We start from the raw sequence: 17,051 nt of genomic DNA, 5'->3' as shown, positions 1-17,051 counted from the left end.
ATGCGTGACAAGCTAGAAAAAATCGTCGAGGCCTATGCTGAGCTTGAGCAAAAGCTTGCAGATCCAGCTGTTGTCTCTGATCCAAAAGAGTATGCTCGCGTGGCAAAAGAGCACTCTAATCAGGCAGATTTGGTTGCTCACGCCAACAAGTACATCACTGCCCTTGATGACATCGAGGCTGCAAAAGAGCTTCTCAACGCTACTTCTGATCCAGAAGAAAAAGAGATGCTGCAGGAAGACATTGCTGCTAATGAAGAGATGCTCCCTCAGCTTGAGGATGAGATCAAGGTCATGCTGATCCCAGGCGATCCAAATGACGAGAAGGACACTATCGTTGAGATTCGCGCTGGTGTTGGCGGCGATGAGGCAGCAATCTTTGCAGGTGACCTTTTCAAGATGTATGAGCGCTTTGCTGAGGCTCGTGGTTGGAAGACAGAGATTCTGTCCAGCTCTCCTTCTGAGGCAGGCGGTTTCAAGACTATTGAGTTCAAGGTCACAGGCGATAAGGTCTATTCAGTTATGAAGTATGAATCCGGTGTTCACCGTGTTCAGCGCGTTCCTAAGACTGAGTCTCAGGGCCGCATTCAGACCTCTACCGCAACTGTTGCAGTTCTCCCAGAGGCTGACGAGATTGATATTCAGATCAACCAGGAAGACCTGCGCATTGATACCTACTGCGCATCCGGACCTGGCGGTCAGTGTGTTAACACCACGTATTCCGCAGTTCGTATTACTCACCTGCCAACAAATACCGTTGTTCAGTCTCAGGACCAGCGTTCTCAGATTCAGAACCGCGAGGTCTGCATGCAGATGCTTCGTGCCCGTCTTTACGAGATGGAGCTTGAGCGTCAGCAGGCTGAGCAGGGTGCAGAGCGTCTTTCCCAGATTGGTCATGGCGCACGTTCCGAGAAGATCCGCACGTACAACCAGCCACAGGACCGCGTAACCGACCACCGCGTTGGCTTCAACGGCACCTACAACGGCGTTCTTCTTGGCGATACGCTGCCATCCGTCATTGAGGCTCTTGCTGCAGCAGAGCGTGCCGAGAAACTCGCTCAGGCTGTCTAAGGTGCAAACTTCATGACAGATGAAGTTTGGACAATCCAGAAAATTTTGACGTGGACTACTCAGCGCCTGGAAAAGAAGGGTGATGAGCATCCACGTCTTTCTGCAGAATGGCTTCTGTCCGCAGTGACAGGCCTTTCTCGCGTTCAGCTCTACACCAACTTTGACAAGCCGCTTTCTGCGGATGAGCGCGCTCGCATGCGTGAGGCTATTAAGCGCCGTGCAGATGGCGAGCCGCTTCAGTACGTGACGGGCGAGATGCCCTTTAGGCACCTGGTGCTTACGTGTGAGCCAGGCGTGCTTATCCCACGACCAGAGACAGAAGTGCTGGTAGACGTTGCGCTCGAAGGCGTTGATGCAGCAACTCCAAACGTCGACGGAGAAGTGTGCGTACTTGAGGTTGGCGTAGGAACGGGCTGCATATCGCTCTCCATTGCCACTGAGCGCCCACAGACGCGCGTCTACGCCACAGACCTTTCTCCTCAGGCGATTGCGCTGGCAACTCGTAACAGAGACGCCTTGGACCTCCAGGAGCGTGTGGAGCTGATTGAGTGCGACCTGGTAGAAGGTGTACACGCTGAGCTTGCACAGTCCTTCTCGGTATTGGTGTCTAATCCGCCTTACATTCCTACAAGCGTGCTTGAGCAGGAAGTTCCTGCCGAGGTCAAAGGCTTTGAGCCTGAGCTGGCGCTTGACGGGGGAGAGGACGGCTTGGACGTCTACAGGAGGTTGCTTGAGGCGGCTCCTCGTATGCTTCTACCTGGAGGAATGCTCTGTGTTGAGCTTTACGAGGGACACCTGGATAAGGCGGCGCATCTTGCTGAACAGCAGGGAGTGTGGGAGTCCGTTGAGGTCAAAGAGGATTTGACGCACAAGCCGCGCATTCTTGTGGCGCGTCTAGCAAAGTAGCACTTCAGAAGCTTGGCGAGAAAATCTGTGCAACGCGTATCACTGCGTATCAGACAACATTGCGCAGCATACAACATCGCGCAGCACACAACAAAGAGTTGAGGGTTTATGGGAGAGTACATCAAAGTTGATCAGATGAATCCGGATGCATCTGTAGTTTCTTTAGCTGTTGAGGTAGCGCGTCGTGGCGGCGTGCTTATTATGCCTACCGATTCTGTCTATGGTATTGGCGCTGCTGCAACTCCTCAAAACCAAGGTCATAAGCGTATCTTTGAGATTAAGCAGCGTCCTTCAACGCAGACGCTTCCTTGGCTTGTGGGCAGTAAATCTGACCTGCAGAAGTATGCGCACATCACACATGACTGGGCAAATAAGCTGGTAGAAGCCTATTGGCCAGGAGCTCTTACGCTGGTGGTTACCGCATCAGAGAACGTTCCTGATGAGTACGTTTTGCCAGACAACAGAACCATTGCACTCCGTATGCCCAACTCACCTCTGGTGTGTCAGATTGCACAGCAGCTTGGATGCCCTTTGGCTACTACCAGCGCCAACACGCACGGAGCTCCTTCTGCAGTTGATGGATGTGGTCTTGAGGCAGGCCTTGTTGAGCAAGCGGATCTGACGCTTGATGGAGGTCCAGCACCTCTTGCTATTGCGTCTACCATTGTCGATTGCACAGGTGATGAGCCGCGCATTTTGCGCGAAGGCGCTATCACAACCGAGGATATTCTCGCCACTGCGGGATTTGCAAAATAGATAAAAAATCCTATCCCTTTTATGTGTTTTGGCTGCAGCTTTTGCCTGCATGCGGTACTCTCTATAGGAGTGAATTTTCTGAGGAGGATGCGTATGCGTATTGCAGTTGGTTCCGATCACGCTGGCTTTATCCAGAAAGATCCTATCATTGAGCACATTAAGTCGCTTGGTCACGAGGTTTTAGACTTTGGTCCAGCAAATGACGACCGTGTTGATTACCCTGATTTTGCAGATAAGGTTGCTCGTGCAGTCGCAGCAGGCAAGGCAGATCGCGGTGTTCTGATTTGTGGCACCGGCATTGGCATTGCCATGACCGCTGATAAAGTCCCTGGCATTCGCGCCACTCCTGTTCAGACTGTTCAGTTTGCAGAGCTTGCTCGCGAGCACAATAACGCAAACGTCATTGGTCTCTCTGGCCGATTCACCGATCTTGCTGTTAACGAGGCTATTGTGGATACTTTCCTGAGCACCGAGTTTGCAGGTGGTCGCCACGCTGGACGTGTCGAGAAGATCATGCGTGAGGATGACCCTAACTTTAAGGGTGTTGACGCTGAGTAAGTAAGCAGCACATAAACGGTGCTGTCTAAGCAATACACACAAACCTGCAGGGAATGTACTGTCTAGGATAGGGTTGCAGACATTCAAATAAAACGCAGGTCAAGCTCTTGGAGGGAGCATTATGGCAGATTACGATGAGTCCAGACTTACGGTTGTTGACCACCCACTAGTTCAGCACAAGCTTCACATTCTTCGTGACAAGACAACCACTACTAAGCAGTTCCGTGAGCTTGTCAACGAGCTTGCAATTCTTGAGAGCTATGAGGCCATGCGCGACTTCCCACTTGAGGACGTCGAGGTAGAGACTCCTCTTGAGACCATGACTGCTAAGCGCATTGCTGGTAAGAAGGTTGCTATTATTCCAATTCTTCGTGCTGGCCTTGGTATGGTTGACGGCATTCTTGAGCTGGTTCCATCTGCTCGCGTTGGCCATGTTGGTATGTACCGTGATCCAGAGACCCATCTTCCTCACCAGTATTACTGCAAGTTCCCTGCAGACATTGAGAACCGTACCTGCCTGGTTGTTGACCCAATGCTGGCAACTGGCGGCTCTCTAACTGCTGCTATTCAGTTCCTGCGTGAGGCTGGCGTCAAGGATATTCGCTGCCTGACCATTGTTTCTTGCCCTGAGGGCGTCAAGGCAACTCTGGACTTTGATCCAGATGTACGCCTCTACACCTGCACCGTTGACCGTCAGCTGAGTCCAAATGCTTACATTCTCCCAGGCCTTGGCGACGCAGGTGACCGTATTTACGGCACCAAGTAAGAAGCTCATCGTTTTTCTCGCAATATAATAGAGTTGCGAATACGTACGTTAGTACATGATCCAGTGTCCGCAGAACAAGCACACTGGATCATTTTTCTTTTCAGATCAGTGTTTTACGAGAAGAAATAACTGGTGATACATATCAAAAACTTTGCGAATAACAGGGGATATTGATACAACTATTTTTACCTGGACATTAATGTTCCTGCCAATAAAATAGCGACGTAACAGCAGTTTATTAGTGTTATAGTTGAATGAATCAATAACGGCGGACAACACAAAATGTGTCAGTAATGTGAGAGTTTGAGCATAAGTCAATTATTTGATTTTGTAATCGTGACTATGCATTCGTTTAGTGCTAGTATCGCCGTTCGTCGCAAATATGCACGCCGAGTGGTAGATAATACACTCCAAGTGGCATATTCTTAGCATCTTACGTTGCGTTTCAAGTATGCTGAGCAGTGACGGGCAATCTGAAATGGTTGCAGATTGTATGGGGAGGTTGAGACAGAGTGGATGTTCTTGCGCAGTTGCCAGCAGAGATGGCCGAGCTGCTCGAAAGTTTTTTGCCACACGCATTAGTTGGTAACACCACCTTTGGTTTCACGAACTACATTTTCTATTTCTTAATCGCTGCTGTGATTTTCCTTATCGTCTGCTTTAGGTTTAAGAAGAAGCAGGCAGAGAGTATTGTTCCTCGGGGACGCTTTGTTAATGGTGTTGAGTATCTGATTGAGTACATCAGAGATGACGTCTGCAAAGCTTCTCTTGGAGAAACGTGGCGCACACACTTCCCATTCTTGATTACCATGTTTATGTTTATTCTGATCAACAACATTATTGGCCTTATTCCTGGCGCACACCCAGGTACTGGCACCATTGGTGTCACCGCCGCTCTTGGTCTTTGCTCCCTTGGATACTTTATGTATGTAGGTGCAAAAAAGATGGGTGTTATTGGTTACATCTTGAGTCTTGCACCAAAGGGCGTTAATCCTGTTATCGCAGCAGTTATCTGGGTTATTGAGGTCTTCTCAACATTCCTTCGTCTGGTTACTCTGGCTGTCCGTCTGTTCTGCAACATGTATGCAGGTCACATCGTTATGGGTACGTTTGCAATTCTTGCATCTATGTACTTTATGCCAGCGATTGAGAACTTCTCCGCATCAACAGCCGCCCAGGCAGGATTTTCGATTTTCTGGATCTTGCTGTTGATTATCATTTACTTGGTAGAAACTATTGTTGCTTTCATTCAGGCATACGTTTTTACCCTACTCTCTACTGTCTACATCCAGCTGGTAGAGTCTGAACACTAAGCAAAACGCTTAGTTGGTGGCATTGCCACACTGTGGTGCCAAACGGCACAAAAGATGAAGTCATCTGAGCCCACGCTCAGTTGATGATAGGTATGTATATTGGTCGCCTTGAGAGGGGCGAGCGAAAAAGGAGGAATCGTGGGTATTTTCGGATATGCTCTTTGCGTTATGGGAGCAGCAATTTGTATTAGCGTCGTAGCAACGAGTGCCGCTAACAACATGGCTCGTCAGCCTGAGGTTCAGGGTCGTCTCTTCACAGTCTTTATTCTTGGCTGCGCATTCATCGAGGCACTTACCCTAATTGGCTTCGTTGTTACCTTGATGGTTAAGTAAATTACTGTTTGTAACAGCGAAAACGCTACGTTGGAGGAATGCATGAATACGATTTGTAAGGGAGTTAAAAAAGCCAGCACAGTAGGCGCAACTGCTGCTCTACTTGTGGCAATGGCTCCCTCAGTCGCACTTGCTGAAGAGGGTGCAAGTGGTGCCGATATTCTTCTTCCAAAGCCCGCTGAGTTTGTTCCTGCTCTGATTGCGTTTCTGATCATCTTTGCTGTTGTAGCAAAGTTTGTATGGCCTTCCGTTCTACGTATGCTTGACAAGCGTCAAGAGAAGATCCAAGGCGATCTGGACGCTGCAGCAAAGGCTCGCGAGGAAGCCAACAAGGATCGTGAAATCGCAGCAGCTGGTATCGACGCAGCTAAGCAGCAAGCAGACGAGATTGTTTCTGCTGCTAAGCGTGAGGGCGAAGAAGAGCGTGCTCGTATTATCGAGCAGGCAAAGGCAGAAGCTGTCGAGATTATTACTAAGGGTAAGGGCGTTGTAGAGTCTGAGCGTCGTCATGCCATGGCTGAGCTTTCTGATTCCGTTGTTGATCTTGCCGTCGATATTGCCGGAAAGATTATTGGCAACGAGCTTTCAGTAGAGCAGCAGCGTGCTCTTGCCGAAAAGTACCTTGCGGAAGTAGGTACTCCAGATGAGCACTAATAAAGACGATCAAGACAGAAAAGTAGAGGGCTATACCAGGGCACTCCTGGAGGCTGGCCGCGCTGAGGGTCGTGCAACTGCAGACCTCGTACAGGTTCAGCATGCAAAGAAGTTCTCTCCAGAAGTTCTTGAGACTCTTGGTGCTATGCAGGCGAGTGAGGATGTCAACCTTATCAATGATGTTGCCGCTACGTTCCAGGAGCTTCTTGAAGAAGAAGACAAGACACTTACAGTAACGGTAACTACTACAATGCCTCTTGATGATGAGTTGCGTGCAAAGGTCACCGAGAAGCTCGAGAAGAACTTCAACACTCAGGTGTATCTCATTGAGCGTGTTAATCCCAAGATTTTGGGTGGCATTGTTGTTGAGGCACGTGATCATCGTTATGATGCATCGGTAAAGACACAGCTCACTCACATTAAGAGTAGGCTCTCTTCAGATCACGTTGAAAGTGAATTGTAATGACTGATAAGACCACCATACAGGAAGGAACACTAAGCTCAGATGCCGTCATGGCACAGCTTAGAGAGCGCCTTTCTAAGGTCAATTCAACCGTATCCCAGCAAGAGGTATCTGCTGTTACTGAGGTAGCAGACGGTATCGCTCGCGTTGCTGGCCTACGTAGCGCTATGGCAGGCGAGCTGCTGGAGTTCACCAGCTCCGTTACCGGCCACAGCGTATTCGGTCTTGCTCAGAACCTTGATGAAACTTCAGTCGGCGCTGTTTTGTTCGGCGAAGTTTCTGAGATTAAGGAAGGCGATGAGTGCCGTACAACCGGCCGCGTCATGGATATTCCAGCCGGTTTTGACATGCTTGGTCGTGTTGTTAACCCACTGGGCCAGCCTATTGATGGACTTGGTGCTATCCACGCTACACATCGTCGTCCTATTGAGTTCAAGGCTCCTGGCATCATGCAGCGTCAGCCTGTTTGCGAGCCAGTTCAGACTGGTCTTCTCGCAATTGATGCTATGGTTCCTGTCGGCCGTGGTCAGCGTGAGTTGATCATTGGTGACCGTAAGACCGGTAAGACCGCTATCGCAATTGACGCAATCGTAAACCAGAAGAACACCGACATGATTTGTATCTATGTCGCCATCGGTCAGAAGGCGTCTACAGTTGCAAACATCCGCGAGTCTCTTTCCCGCCATGGTGTTCTTGACAAGACCGTCATTGTTGCAGCTACCGCAGCTGATTCTGCTCCAATGCAGTACATTGCTCCTATGGCAGGTGCTGCTATTGGTGAGTTCTTTATGTATAACGATAAGGACGGCAAGCCTGCTGACAAAGACCATCCAGGCGGACACGTTCTTGTTGTGTACGATGACCTCTCTAAGCAGGCAGTTGCATACCGTCAGATGTCACTGACGCTTCACCGTCCACCAGGACGTGAGGCATATCCTGGTGATATTTTCTACCTGCACTCACGCTTGCTGGAGCGTGCATGTAAGCTCTCCGATGAAAACGGAGCAGGTTCACTTACAGCACTTCCAATTATTGAGACGCAGGAAGGCGACGTTTCTGCATACATTCCTACAAACGTCATTTCCATTACAGACGGCCAGATTTATCTGCAGTCTAACCTCTTCTTCCAGGGCCAGCGCCCAGCAGTCGACGTAGGTATTTCCGTATCCCGCGTCGGTGGCGATGCACAGGTCAAGGCTATGAAGCAGGTTGCAGGTACCCTTCGTCTGGACCTTGCAAGTTACCGTGAGAAGCAGGCATTCTCGCAGTTCGGATCCGACTTGGATGCAACTACGCAGTACCAGCTCAACCATGGTGCTCATATGATGGAGCTTCTCAAGCAGCCACGTTACTCAGCTCTGGACGTAGTTGACCAGATTTGCGCAATTTACGCTGCAAAAGAGAACTTCATTGATGACGTCGATCTTGAGAACGTTGCTCTCTTCCGTGATGGTCTTGCTCAGTACATGAGTGAGTATCACCCACAGCTCCGCAATTCTCTGCGCAACGGAAAGATTTCTGATGAGCAGGCAGAGCGCTTGAGTGATCACATTAAGCACTTCAAGGCTAAGTTCTTGGAAGAGCATCCAAACAAGGTTGTGGATGAGGCAGAAGCTAATTCTGATACACCAGGCTCTTTTGACGCAGTAACCCAGGGTTCATTGCAGGAGTAATTACCAATGGCGAACCTTCACGAAATATCGAGGCGTATGAGCTCCATCAGGAGCACCATGCAGATTACGCGCACCATGTCGATGATTTCGACAGCGCGTGTCCGCAAGGCACTTGATAGGGCCGAGGCTGCTTCGCCATATAAGGAAGCTATTACCCTTATGCTTGCAAACGTTGCAAGCGCTAGCTTTAATCCTAAGAAACAGCCTCTTCTTGCTGCGCACAAAGTCGAGAAGAACGTGTTGTTCTTAGTCATTGCATCTGATCGTGGCCTTGCAGGCGGATTTAACATCTTGCCTCAGCGCGAGGTTGAGCATGAGATAGCACGTCTTAAGGCTAAGGGTGTATCTTCCGAGATAATTACTTGCGGACGCAAGCCAACTGAGTACTTTACGTATAGAAATATCAAGCCCAGCATGTCCTATGTAGGCATTTCCTCTGAGCCTACGGCAGACCAGGCTGATCGTATTGCCTCCTACATTATGGATGGCTATATAAAGGGTAAGATTGATCGCGTCGTAATCAAGTATTGGCATGCAAAGAACCGTGTTGACCAAGAGCAGGTTACAGAGCAACTTCTTCCTATTTCGCGCGAGAAACTCACGATTCCTAATAAACCACGTACCGAAGAAGCCCTCTCACAGGTGAAGACGTATAACAAGAGTGAATATCACTTCTCGCCATCTGCTTCTCAGGTACTCGATTCCCTGATGCCCGCTTATATCAAGACGGTCATCTTCCACGCACTTCTTGATTCTGCTGCAGCCGAGCATGGAGCACGCCGTCGTGCAATGCAGTCTGCAACTGATAATGCTGAGAACGTCTTAGGCGCTCTTAGCCGTACGTACAATCGCGAACGCCAGGGCGCAATTACCACTGAGCTCAATGAGATTATCGGTGGTGCTGCAGCATTGGAGGATATGTAATGTCAGATATGCAAGTAGAGACTTCTTCCTTTGAGGAAGCTATTCTCAACAAGCGCAATCAGCGCGTTGACGATGGCGTAATCGTTCGCGTAGTTGGACCAGTTGTCGACGTTAAGTTCGACGGACCTGTTCCAAGCATCTATACCGCGCTGACGGTAGAGGATGACACGCCTGTTGGTCACGTCAGCACCGTTCTTGAGGTTGAGTCCCAGCTTCACGGTGGTGTTGTTCGTACCGTCGCTATGTCGTCAACCGATGGTCTTCAGCGTAACCTTCGCGTTAAGGACACCGGCAAGCCAATGATGATGCCTGTAGGCGAGTCTACACTGGGCCGCGTCTGGAACGTCATGGGTCAGCCAGTTGATGGTGGAGAAATTCCTGAAGACGTTGAGTATTATCCAATTCACCACCCAGCACCTCTCTTCGAAGAGCTCACTACTGAGACAGAGATTTTTGAGACGGGCATCAAGGCAATCGATCTTCTCGAGCCTTATGTTCGAGGCGGAAAGACCGGCCTCTTTGGTGGCGCTGGCGTTGGTAAGACCGTTCTGATTCAGGAGCTTATTAACAACCTGGCTCAGCAGCATGGTGGTACCTCCGTATTCACCGGCGTTGGAGAGCGTACTCGTGAGGGTACCGACCTCTTCCTCGAGATGACTGAGTCCGGCGTTATTAACAAGACCTGCCTAGTCTACGGTCAGATGAACGAGCCACCAGGAGCTCGTATGCGTGTTGCTCTTGCAGGCCTTACTACTGCAGAGTACTTCCGTGATCAGGGCCAGGATGTTCTGTTGTTCATCGACAACATCTTCCGCTTCTCTCAGGCAGGTTCTGAGGTTTCCGCACTTCTCGGCCGTATGCCTTCCGCAGTTGGTTACCAGCCAACCCTGGCTACAGAGATGGGCGAGCTTCAGGAGCGTATTACTTCCACCAAGGAAGGCTCTATTACTTCCGTACAGGCTGTTTACGTCCCTGCAGACGACCTTACCGACCCTGCTCCTGCTACAACCTTTACGCACTTGGATGCAACTACCGTTCTTTCTCGTGCTATTACCGAGCTTGGTATTTACCCAGCAGTTGATCCTCTGGCTAGCTCCAGTTCTGCTCTTGATCCATCCATTGTTGGTACAGAGCATTACCGCGTTGCTATGGCAGTTCAGGAGACTCTGCAGGAGTACTCCGACCTTCAGGACATCATTGCAATTCTGGGTATGGACGAGCTTTCTGAGGAGCAGCAGCGCACCGTTGCTCGCGCCCGTAAGATTCAGCAGTTCCTCTCTCAGTCATTCCACGTTGCCGAGAAGTTCACCGGTAACCCTGGCACGTACTGCACCGTTGAGGAGACTGTCCGCTCGTTCGCAGAGATTATTGACGGTAAGTGCGATGACCTCCCTGAGCAGGCATTCCGTTTTGCAGGCACCATCGAAGATGTTCGCGAGCGCGCTGCAAAGATGTCCGCTTCGGATAGCTCACAGAACTAGGATTTCTCATGGCTGAGTTGACTTGTCAGTTTGTCAGACCAGATAAGCTCCTTTACGAAGGAACTGTTGAAAGTCTGATTCTTGCTTCAGCAGATGGAGAGTATGGTGTGTGGCCAGGCCACGCACCAGAAATCATTGCGCTTGGCGATGGTGTTGTAAGACTGCACATGCCTCATCCAGAGAATGAAGAAGAATCTATGACCAAGATAGTGATTTCTGGTGGATACGCAGAAATCGATCCAACAGGAGTCATTATCTTGGCAGATCATGCCCGTCGCGTTGATGACATTGATGCAGATGTTGTGCGCGAGACAAGAGACGACGTTATTGACCAGATGCTTTCTCTTCCAGAAGACGATAATCGTCGTGCCTACTACGAAAAAAAGATAGACTGGTGTAATCTACTTCTGAAGCAAGTGGTTGAGGAGTAAAATTCTCTCACTGTCGTTTTCGGAGGTTTATGGACGTCATAAAAGTAGTAGGTGGCCGTTCTGTCACAGGAGAGGTCACTGTAGAGGGTGCAAAAAACTCTGCCCTTAAATTGATGGCTGCAACCATCATGGCTCCGGGTGTTACTACACTCACTAACGTTCCTAATATTGCAGACGTTCACGTCATGGGCAAGGTGCTCAAGACGTTAGGCGCTCGCATTGAAGTCGTTGGTCTTCACGAGCTCAAAATTGATACCACAGATATTACAAGCTGGGAGACTCCTTACAGTCTTGTTGCACAGATGCGTGCATCAACTGCTGTTTTGGGTCCCCTTATTTCGCGTTTTGGCAAGGCTGTTGTGGCGATGCCAGGCGGTTGTAATATCGGTGCTCGCAAAATTGACATGCACATCCTGGGCCTCGAGGCTTTGGGTGTTGAATTTAAGGTTGAGCACGGCAATATTCACGCAAGCGCTCCTCACGGCATAACCGGCGAGACCGTTTCTCTGGCCTTTGCTTCTGTTGGTGCAACAGAAAACCTGATGATGGCATCAGTTTTTGCCAAGGGTGTAACGGTCATTGATAACGCAGCTCGTGAGCCAGAAATTGTTGACCTTGCTAATATGCTCAACAAAATGGGCGCTAACATTCAGGGTGCTGGATCTCCTGTTATTGAGATTCACGGCGTCACAGAGCTGCATCCTGTTGAGCATGAAGTTGTTGGCGACCGCATTGAGGCTGGTACCTTCTTGGCTATTGGTGCGCTTACTGGTGAGCCTATTACTGTTCACGGTTTTGAGCCAAATCACCTTGGTCTGGTACTTAAAAAGTACGAGCAGATGGGCATTACCATCGAGACTGGAGATAGGTGGGCAAGGTCTTCTCGCCAGCAAGATCTTAAAGCTATCGATATCCAGACGCTGCCATTCCCCGGTTTCCCAACAGACATGCAGGCACAGACCATGACGCTGCTTGCTCTGGCTAAGGGCACCTGCATTATCACGGAAAACGTCTTTGAGAACCGCTTTATGTTGGCGTCTGAGCTTTCTCGCATGGGAGCAGATATTACCATCGAGGGTCATCACGCTATTGTTCGCGGTGTCTCCGGCTTTGAAGGTGCGCAGGTCAAGTCCCCAGATCTTCGAGGCGGAGCTGCGCTTGTTATGGCTGGTCTTGTGGCCGAGGGAGAAACAATCGTTTCTGCCATCCATCACATTGACCGCGGTTACGAGGGATTTGTCGAGAAACTCGTCGCGCTGGGAGCAGATGCTCAACGCACCACCATTCCAGACGACGACTTTATCGAAGGATAGTTTGTGTCAACTAAACCAAAGCATGCAAAACTGCTCGACAACGGGGCCTCACAGGGCACTTCGGTTGACGCTGCACAAAATACCGCTACGGGAAGTACTCAAGGCACTGCGCCAAGCGCTGCGGCCAATACGTCGCAGAACGCTGCGGTTAGCAACTCTCCTTTTAGCCGCACGCAGGCAGAGGGTTACCACAAGCGTCGTAAGCGTGTCTTCAGAAAGCAGATGGTAGTCAGGTCTCTTCTGGGCATTTTTGCTGCTGTTTTTGTTGCCGCTGTGGTGGGTGCAGGTATCTGGTATGCAAGCGTTCAGGCGCAGCTCAATAACTCACAAGTCATTACTGCTGAGCTTCGTCAGACGCTTCAGGAGCCTTCCGCACCAAGCGACCCCTATTATATGCTGCTTCTAGGAACCGACGGTCGACCTGGCGAGACTGAATATCGTGCGGATTCCATTATTTTGGCGCGCGTTGACCCTATCCATAAGCGTGTGACTATGCTTTCTATTCCACGAGATACCCGTGTCTTGTGGAAGGGTTCTTACATGAAGATTAACGCTGTTCACTACTATGACGGCGCAAATGGCATGGTACAAGCTGTAAATGAACTGTGCGGCGTACATATTGCCCACTATGCAGAGGTCAACTTTGATGGTCTCGCAGGCATTACCGATGCTCTTGGTGGCGTAACCGTAAACGTTGAGCAGTACATGCGCGATACAGAGAACTTCAGCGACGTTGTTGAGCTGTACCCTGGTGTTCAGAAGCTGAACGGCGCTCAGGCACTCTTCTTTACTCGTGTTCGCTACGCTTTTGCAGACAGCGATTACACCCGTATGCGCCATCAGAGAACCTTCATCAAGGCTATGATTGCTCAGATTCTGAACACAGGAGATCCTGTAGCCATTGCAAATACTGTCAATTCAACGGCAAGCATGGTTATTACTGATCTCTCTGTCTCAGACATTATTTCTTTGGGCACTCAGATGATTGGCATGAACACTGATAAGGATATCTATACGGCATACGTACCATCCGAGGGAACAGAAATTGACGGTCAGTCGTATGTCATCGCAGATGAAGATGCACTTGCAAAGATGATGAAAGTAATTGATGTAGGAGACGATCCGTCTAGCTTAAACGGACAAACAGATGCCGAGGCAAATGCTGAGGCTGCCGAGAAAAGCTCAGAAGAGTCCTCAGAATCTTCAAACAGCTCTTCTCGCCAGTAAAACTAAGCGCCGTTTTTGGGTATCATGCAAGTGTTAGAAATATTTTCGTTGCGTAGCGCAACTGATTTTGCATGAAAAAGACTGTCAAGCAGTCGTCGGAGGAGATTTATGGCCAACGATAACGTACAAAACGACCACACACTGACAAAAGCCGGCGAGGACTATCTCGAGGCAATTTATCGCATTGCACTTGAGCAGCCAGATGACGATAAGAGCGTCCGCTCCGTTGATATTGCCGAGAGCCTTGATGTTTCCAAGGCAAGCGTCAACAAGGCACTATCCCAGCTTAAAGAGCAGGACATGGTTGAGCAGAGCCGTTATGGTCGTGTCACGCTGACCAAAGAAGGCGAGGCAAACGCCCGTACCACATGGCGTGCTCACCGTGCGCTTCGCACCTTCCTTGAGGAGGATTTGGGTGTAGACACAGAAACTGCAGACGCAGAGGCTTGCCTTATGGAGCACTCGCTTTCTGTAGACACGCTGGCCAAGCTCATTGAATTCCTTGAGAAGCGTGGAATTGAGATTCCAAGCAAGTAACGTAACCTGGCGCTTATGCAAGCTAGGTACGTACAAAAGCGCCTGTCATTTGAGTTTATCGGCGGCAAAACCGTCATTCTTACAAGCGCACGTTAGGTGTGCAGAGCCAACAGGGCTCATAGGTGAAAGGTAAACACATGAAGGCAATTATCCCAGCAGCAGGTCTAGGTACGCGTTTTCTACCTGCAACAAAGGTAACCCCTAAAGAGCTGTTGCCTGTTTTGGATAAGCCCGTCATCCAGTACGTAGTAGAAGAGGCTCTTGAGCCAGAAGAGGTCGATGAGGTAATCATCATCAATTCTCGCGAGAAGCCACAGATTGAAACATACTTTGCTGAAGACCAGAAGTTTGAGTCAGACCTTTCTTCTCGTGGAAAGCAAGACCTTGCCGATAAGGTCCATGCAGCTTCTGCGCTCCCTGTTTCCTTTACCTATCAGGACAATCCTCGCGGCCTTGGCCATGCAGTACTGTGTGCCGCAGACGGCGTAGGCGACCAGCCATTCTTTGTTCTTCTCGGCGATTACTTTGTCCCAGACCGCCAGATGTGCATCCGCATGGCGGAGATTTCCAAGCAGCACAACGGCGCTTCCGTCATTGCAGTTGCTCCAGTTCCTGCAGATCAGGTGTATCGCTACGGTATCATCGCAGGTGAGTGCATCTCTTCTCCTTCAGATAACGCTGAGGGCGAGGGCGCTATTTGGAAAGTAACCGGCCTTGTCGAGAAACCCCGTCCAGAGGACGCTCCTTCTCACCTGTTTATTGTTGGCCGTTACCTGCTTTCTCCAAAGATTATGGAGCTCCTGGCAACTCAGGGTCCTGGTGCTGGCAACGAGATTCAGCTGACAGATGCAATGGAGCGTCTGCTTGCTGAGGAAGAGATGTATGCGCTGGTAATTGACGCGGAAGAGGGCTGCGATACCGGCACTCCCGCAGCTTGGGCAGCAACTAATGCTCGTATGGCACTCTCTGATCAGAGTTCTGCAGCAGCATTTAAAGAGGCGCTCGGCAGCTATGCCAACCGCATTGGATAAAAGACCCGACATACTCCGTTTTGGCAGCGATGGCTGGCAAGCCCGCTATGATAAAGGCTTTACCAGGGATAATGTAGTTAGACTTGCAGAGGCCCTTGGTACTGTTTGGTCACAGGAGCTGCCTGGTGGTATTGTGTTTGTCGGCTTTGACACACGCTTTGAAGCAGATTCGTCTGCTCTTGAAGCCGCTGCAACATTGGCTTCCTTTGGTTTAGACGTGCGTGTGTCCGAGACTTTTTGCCCAACTCCATCTGTTTGCTGGGCCTGTGCACATCATAAAGATGTAGCTGGTGGCCTCATTATTTCTGCAACTGAGCTTTCCTGCGAATATTGCGGCATGATTATTCGCGCTGCAAATGGAGGTCCAGTTTCTCGCGATTTTCTCCAGCGCGTGGAATCCGCAACGCCGCTTGAGCCAACAGATCAGCGTGGAACTTTTACCACAACGGATATTGTGACGCCTTATAAAAGTGCGCTGCTTAATCAGATTAATGTGTCTGTTATTAAAGAGCTACGCCCGAGCGTGGTAGTTGACCCTATGTATGGTGCAGCAACAGACCTGCTTGCTGACGTACTTTCCGCAGCTGGATGTGTTGTACACCAGATGCACCAAGGTCCTGTCAGGGATTTTGGCGGCATCCACCCACAGCCAGCAGATCCTTGGGCCGATGAGTGCTCTTCGATGGTGGTAAGTCGCCATGCACAGCTGGGCCTCTTGGTTGATTGCGACGGAGACCGTGCAGCTGCTGTAGATGAAACCGGCCGACTTCTTAGTCCACACGAGCTTATCCCGCTTATTACTCGCCATCTTGTACAAAACCGCAAGCAAACTGGTCGAGTTGTTTCTACGTTAACCTGTTCCGCAACAGTGTCCAGGCAAGCAGCTCATCTTGGGCTGGAATCCGCAAGCGTGCCCGTTGGATTTGCTCGACTCTATTCAGAGATTGAGCAAGGAGACGTTCTTCTCGCCGCAGAGGAGTATGGCGGAATCTGCATTCCAAGCCACCTTTTGGAGCGAGACGGCCTGCTTGTGGCCCTGCTCGTCGTGGAAATGCTTGCGTACACCCACAAATCGCTTGCACAGCTTGTTGCTGAGGATGAGGCTGAGCTGGGTCGCATGTGCTATAGCAGGCGAGGAGTACGACTTGATGCTGCAGCTACCCAGGCGTTCAGAAACATCCTTCCAGGCCTCAATCCAGAAAACGTTGCAGGTAAAGTGCCTGTTTCGGTAAGCCATGCCGATGGCCTTAAGCTTCAGTTTAAAGACGATTCTTGGGTGCTCATTCGTCCTTCTCGTATGGATGCGCTGGTACGCGTGTATTCTGAGGCCGCTAACGAGACACTTCGCGATCAACTTCTTGATGCAGCTTGCCAGATTGTAAAAGACGAAATTTAGCCTCATTAAGACGCGCAAAAAAGTGCGACAAGACAACGTAATAACGCGCGTCAAGACAACGTAAAAAGAAAATAAAGACATCGTAAAAATGACAACACTATATATAGTTGAAAAATAAAGTGTCGCTACTAGACGACAAAGAGAATTTAGTGCCCAATATACGCCCCAGTTCACTAAAGACTACGAATTGTGTAGAAATTGTGGAGGAATTAAGAAGATAC

General features: G+C 50.0%; 18 protein-coding genes. All 18 read left to right on the top strand.

Features of this window, described 5'->3' with window-relative positions; all coding sequences use genetic code 11:
• Positions 1 to 1,068 (top strand): peptide chain release factor 1, encoded by a 1,068-nt coding sequence (gene prfA, locus RWJ96_RS04610; protein ID WP_035436522.1) that lies wholly within the window; start codon positions 1 to 3, stop codon positions 1,066 to 1,068.
• A 12-nt stretch (positions 1,069 to 1,080) separates the two neighbouring features.
• Entirely contained in the window at positions 1,081 to 1,974 is an 894-nt protein-coding gene (gene prmC / locus RWJ96_RS04605) for a peptide chain release factor N(5)-glutamine methyltransferase (RefSeq protein WP_314019196.1), read from the top strand.
• A gap of 108 nt (positions 1,975 to 2,082) precedes the next feature.
• The gene (locus RWJ96_RS04600) at positions 2,083 to 2,730 is read left to right on the top strand and encodes an L-threonylcarbamoyladenylate synthase (protein WP_314019195.1); all 648 of its coding nucleotides are present in this window, start codon (positions 2,083 to 2,085) and stop codon (positions 2,728 to 2,730) included.
• 93 nt (positions 2,731 to 2,823) lie between these two features.
• Positions 2,824 to 3,288, top strand: coding sequence for a ribose 5-phosphate isomerase B (gene rpiB, locus RWJ96_RS04595; protein ID WP_035436513.1), 465 nt, complete (start codon positions 2,824 to 2,826; stop codon positions 3,286 to 3,288).
• 121 nt (positions 3,289 to 3,409) lie between these two features.
• Entirely contained in the window at positions 3,410 to 4,054 is a 645-nt protein-coding gene (upp, locus tag RWJ96_RS04590; protein WP_035436510.1) for a uracil phosphoribosyltransferase, read from the top strand.
• Positions 4,055 to 4,566: 512 nt separating this feature from the next.
• Positions 4,567 to 5,367 (top strand): F0F1 ATP synthase subunit A, encoded by an 801-nt coding sequence (atpB, locus tag RWJ96_RS04585; protein ID WP_314019194.1) that lies wholly within the window; start codon positions 4,567 to 4,569, stop codon positions 5,365 to 5,367.
• Between the two features lie 138 nt (positions 5,368 to 5,505).
• Positions 5,506 to 5,700 (top strand): ATPase, encoded by a 195-nt coding sequence (locus tag RWJ96_RS04580; protein ID WP_035427217.1) that lies wholly within the window; start codon positions 5,506 to 5,508, stop codon positions 5,698 to 5,700.
• A 42-nt stretch (positions 5,701 to 5,742) separates the two neighbouring features.
• On the top strand, positions 5,743 to 6,354 hold the full coding sequence (gene atpF / locus RWJ96_RS04575) for a F0F1 ATP synthase subunit B (protein WP_035427219.1): 612 nt from the start codon (positions 5,743 to 5,745) through the stop codon (positions 6,352 to 6,354).
• Positions 6,344 to 6,817, top strand: coding sequence for an ATP synthase F1 subunit delta (atpH, locus tag RWJ96_RS04570; RefSeq protein WP_035427221.1), 474 nt, complete (start codon positions 6,344 to 6,346; stop codon positions 6,815 to 6,817). The genes atpF and atpH overlap by 11 nt, the downstream gene beginning before the upstream one ends.
• Entirely contained in the window at positions 6,817 to 8,490 is a 1,674-nt protein-coding gene (gene atpA, locus RWJ96_RS04565) for a F0F1 ATP synthase subunit alpha (RefSeq protein WP_313996278.1), read from the top strand. Before atpH ends, atpA begins: the two co-directional genes overlap by 1 nt.
• 6 nt (positions 8,491 to 8,496) lie before the next feature.
• Complete coding sequence (atpG, locus tag RWJ96_RS04560; protein ID WP_314019193.1) at positions 8,497 to 9,414, top strand: ATP synthase F1 subunit gamma; 918 nt, start codon at positions 8,497 to 8,499, stop codon at positions 9,412 to 9,414.
• Complete coding sequence (atpD, locus tag RWJ96_RS04555) at positions 9,414 to 10,895, top strand: F0F1 ATP synthase subunit beta (RefSeq protein ID WP_314019192.1); 1,482 nt, start codon at positions 9,414 to 9,416, stop codon at positions 10,893 to 10,895. The genes atpG and atpD overlap by 1 nt, the downstream gene beginning before the upstream one ends.
• Positions 10,896 to 10,903: 8 nt before the next feature.
• Positions 10,904 to 11,326, top strand: coding sequence for an ATP synthase F1 subunit epsilon (gene atpC, locus RWJ96_RS04550; protein WP_313996269.1), 423 nt, complete (start codon positions 10,904 to 10,906; stop codon positions 11,324 to 11,326).
• Between the two features lie 29 nt (positions 11,327 to 11,355).
• The gene (gene murA / locus RWJ96_RS04545) at positions 11,356 to 12,639 is read left to right on the top strand and encodes a UDP-N-acetylglucosamine 1-carboxyvinyltransferase (RefSeq protein ID WP_314019190.1); all 1,284 of its coding nucleotides are present in this window, start codon (positions 11,356 to 11,358) and stop codon (positions 12,637 to 12,639) included.
• Between the two features lie 3 nt (positions 12,640 to 12,642).
• Positions 12,643 to 13,866: an LCP family protein gene (locus RWJ96_RS04540; RefSeq protein ID WP_314019188.1), complete on the top strand. Its 1,224-nt coding sequence runs from the start codon at positions 12,643 to 12,645 to the stop codon at positions 13,864 to 13,866.
• Positions 13,867 to 13,974: 108 nt separating this feature from the next.
• Positions 13,975 to 14,403 (top strand): metal-dependent transcriptional regulator, encoded by a 429-nt coding sequence (locus RWJ96_RS04535; RefSeq protein WP_035427232.1) that lies wholly within the window; start codon positions 13,975 to 13,977, stop codon positions 14,401 to 14,403.
• A gap of 137 nt (positions 14,404 to 14,540) precedes the next feature.
• Entirely contained in the window at positions 14,541 to 15,434 is an 894-nt protein-coding gene (locus RWJ96_RS04530) for a UTP--glucose-1-phosphate uridylyltransferase (protein ID WP_314019187.1), read from the top strand.
• Positions 15,415 to 16,830, top strand: a complete 1,416-nt coding sequence (locus RWJ96_RS04525; protein ID WP_314019186.1) for a phosphoglucomutase — start codon at positions 15,415 to 15,417, stop codon at positions 16,828 to 16,830. Before RWJ96_RS04530 ends, RWJ96_RS04525 begins: the two co-directional genes overlap by 20 nt.
• Positions 16,831 to 17,051: the final 221 nt, after the last annotated feature.

This window comes from Lancefieldella parvula, from assembly GCF_963547875.1.
Lineage (GTDB): Bacteria > Actinomycetota > Coriobacteriia > Coriobacteriales > Atopobiaceae > Lancefieldella > Lancefieldella parvula_D.
Note: the sequence above shows the minus strand (reverse complement) of the source record. Positions and strands in the feature narration are given on the sequence as shown.

Coding starts and splice junctions, on each gene's coding strand:
- RWJ96_RS04525 (WP_314019186.1), top strand. CDS start 15,415: ATGCCAACCGCATTGGATAAAAGACCCGACATACTCCGTTTTGGCAGC.
- prfA (WP_035436522.1), top strand. CDS start 1: ATGCGTGACAAGCTAGAAAAAATCGTCGAGGCCTATGCTGAGCTTGAG.
- rpiB (WP_035436513.1), top strand. CDS start 2,824: ATGCGTATTGCAGTTGGTTCCGATCACGCTGGCTTTATCCAGAAAGAT.
- RWJ96_RS04530 (WP_314019187.1), top strand. CDS start 14,541: ATGAAGGCAATTATCCCAGCAGCAGGTCTAGGTACGCGTTTTCTACCT.
- RWJ96_RS04600 (WP_314019195.1), top strand. CDS start 2,083: ATGGGAGAGTACATCAAAGTTGATCAGATGAATCCGGATGCATCTGTA.
- atpD (WP_314019192.1), top strand. CDS start 9,414: ATGTCAGATATGCAAGTAGAGACTTCTTCCTTTGAGGAAGCTATTCTC.
- RWJ96_RS04535 (WP_035427232.1), top strand. CDS start 13,975: ATGGCCAACGATAACGTACAAAACGACCACACACTGACAAAAGCCGGC.
- atpA (WP_313996278.1), top strand. CDS start 6,817: ATGACTGATAAGACCACCATACAGGAAGGAACACTAAGCTCAGATGCC.
- upp (WP_035436510.1), top strand. CDS start 3,410: ATGGCAGATTACGATGAGTCCAGACTTACGGTTGTTGACCACCCACTA.
- murA (WP_314019190.1), top strand. CDS start 11,356: ATGGACGTCATAAAAGTAGTAGGTGGCCGTTCTGTCACAGGAGAGGTC.
- atpG (WP_314019193.1), top strand. CDS start 8,497: ATGGCGAACCTTCACGAAATATCGAGGCGTATGAGCTCCATCAGGAGC.
- atpH (WP_035427221.1), top strand. CDS start 6,344: ATGAGCACTAATAAAGACGATCAAGACAGAAAAGTAGAGGGCTATACC.
- prmC (WP_314019196.1), top strand. CDS start 1,081: ATGACAGATGAAGTTTGGACAATCCAGAAAATTTTGACGTGGACTACT.
- atpC (WP_313996269.1), top strand. CDS start 10,904: ATGGCTGAGTTGACTTGTCAGTTTGTCAGACCAGATAAGCTCCTTTAC.
- atpF (WP_035427219.1), top strand. CDS start 5,743: ATGAATACGATTTGTAAGGGAGTTAAAAAAGCCAGCACAGTAGGCGCA.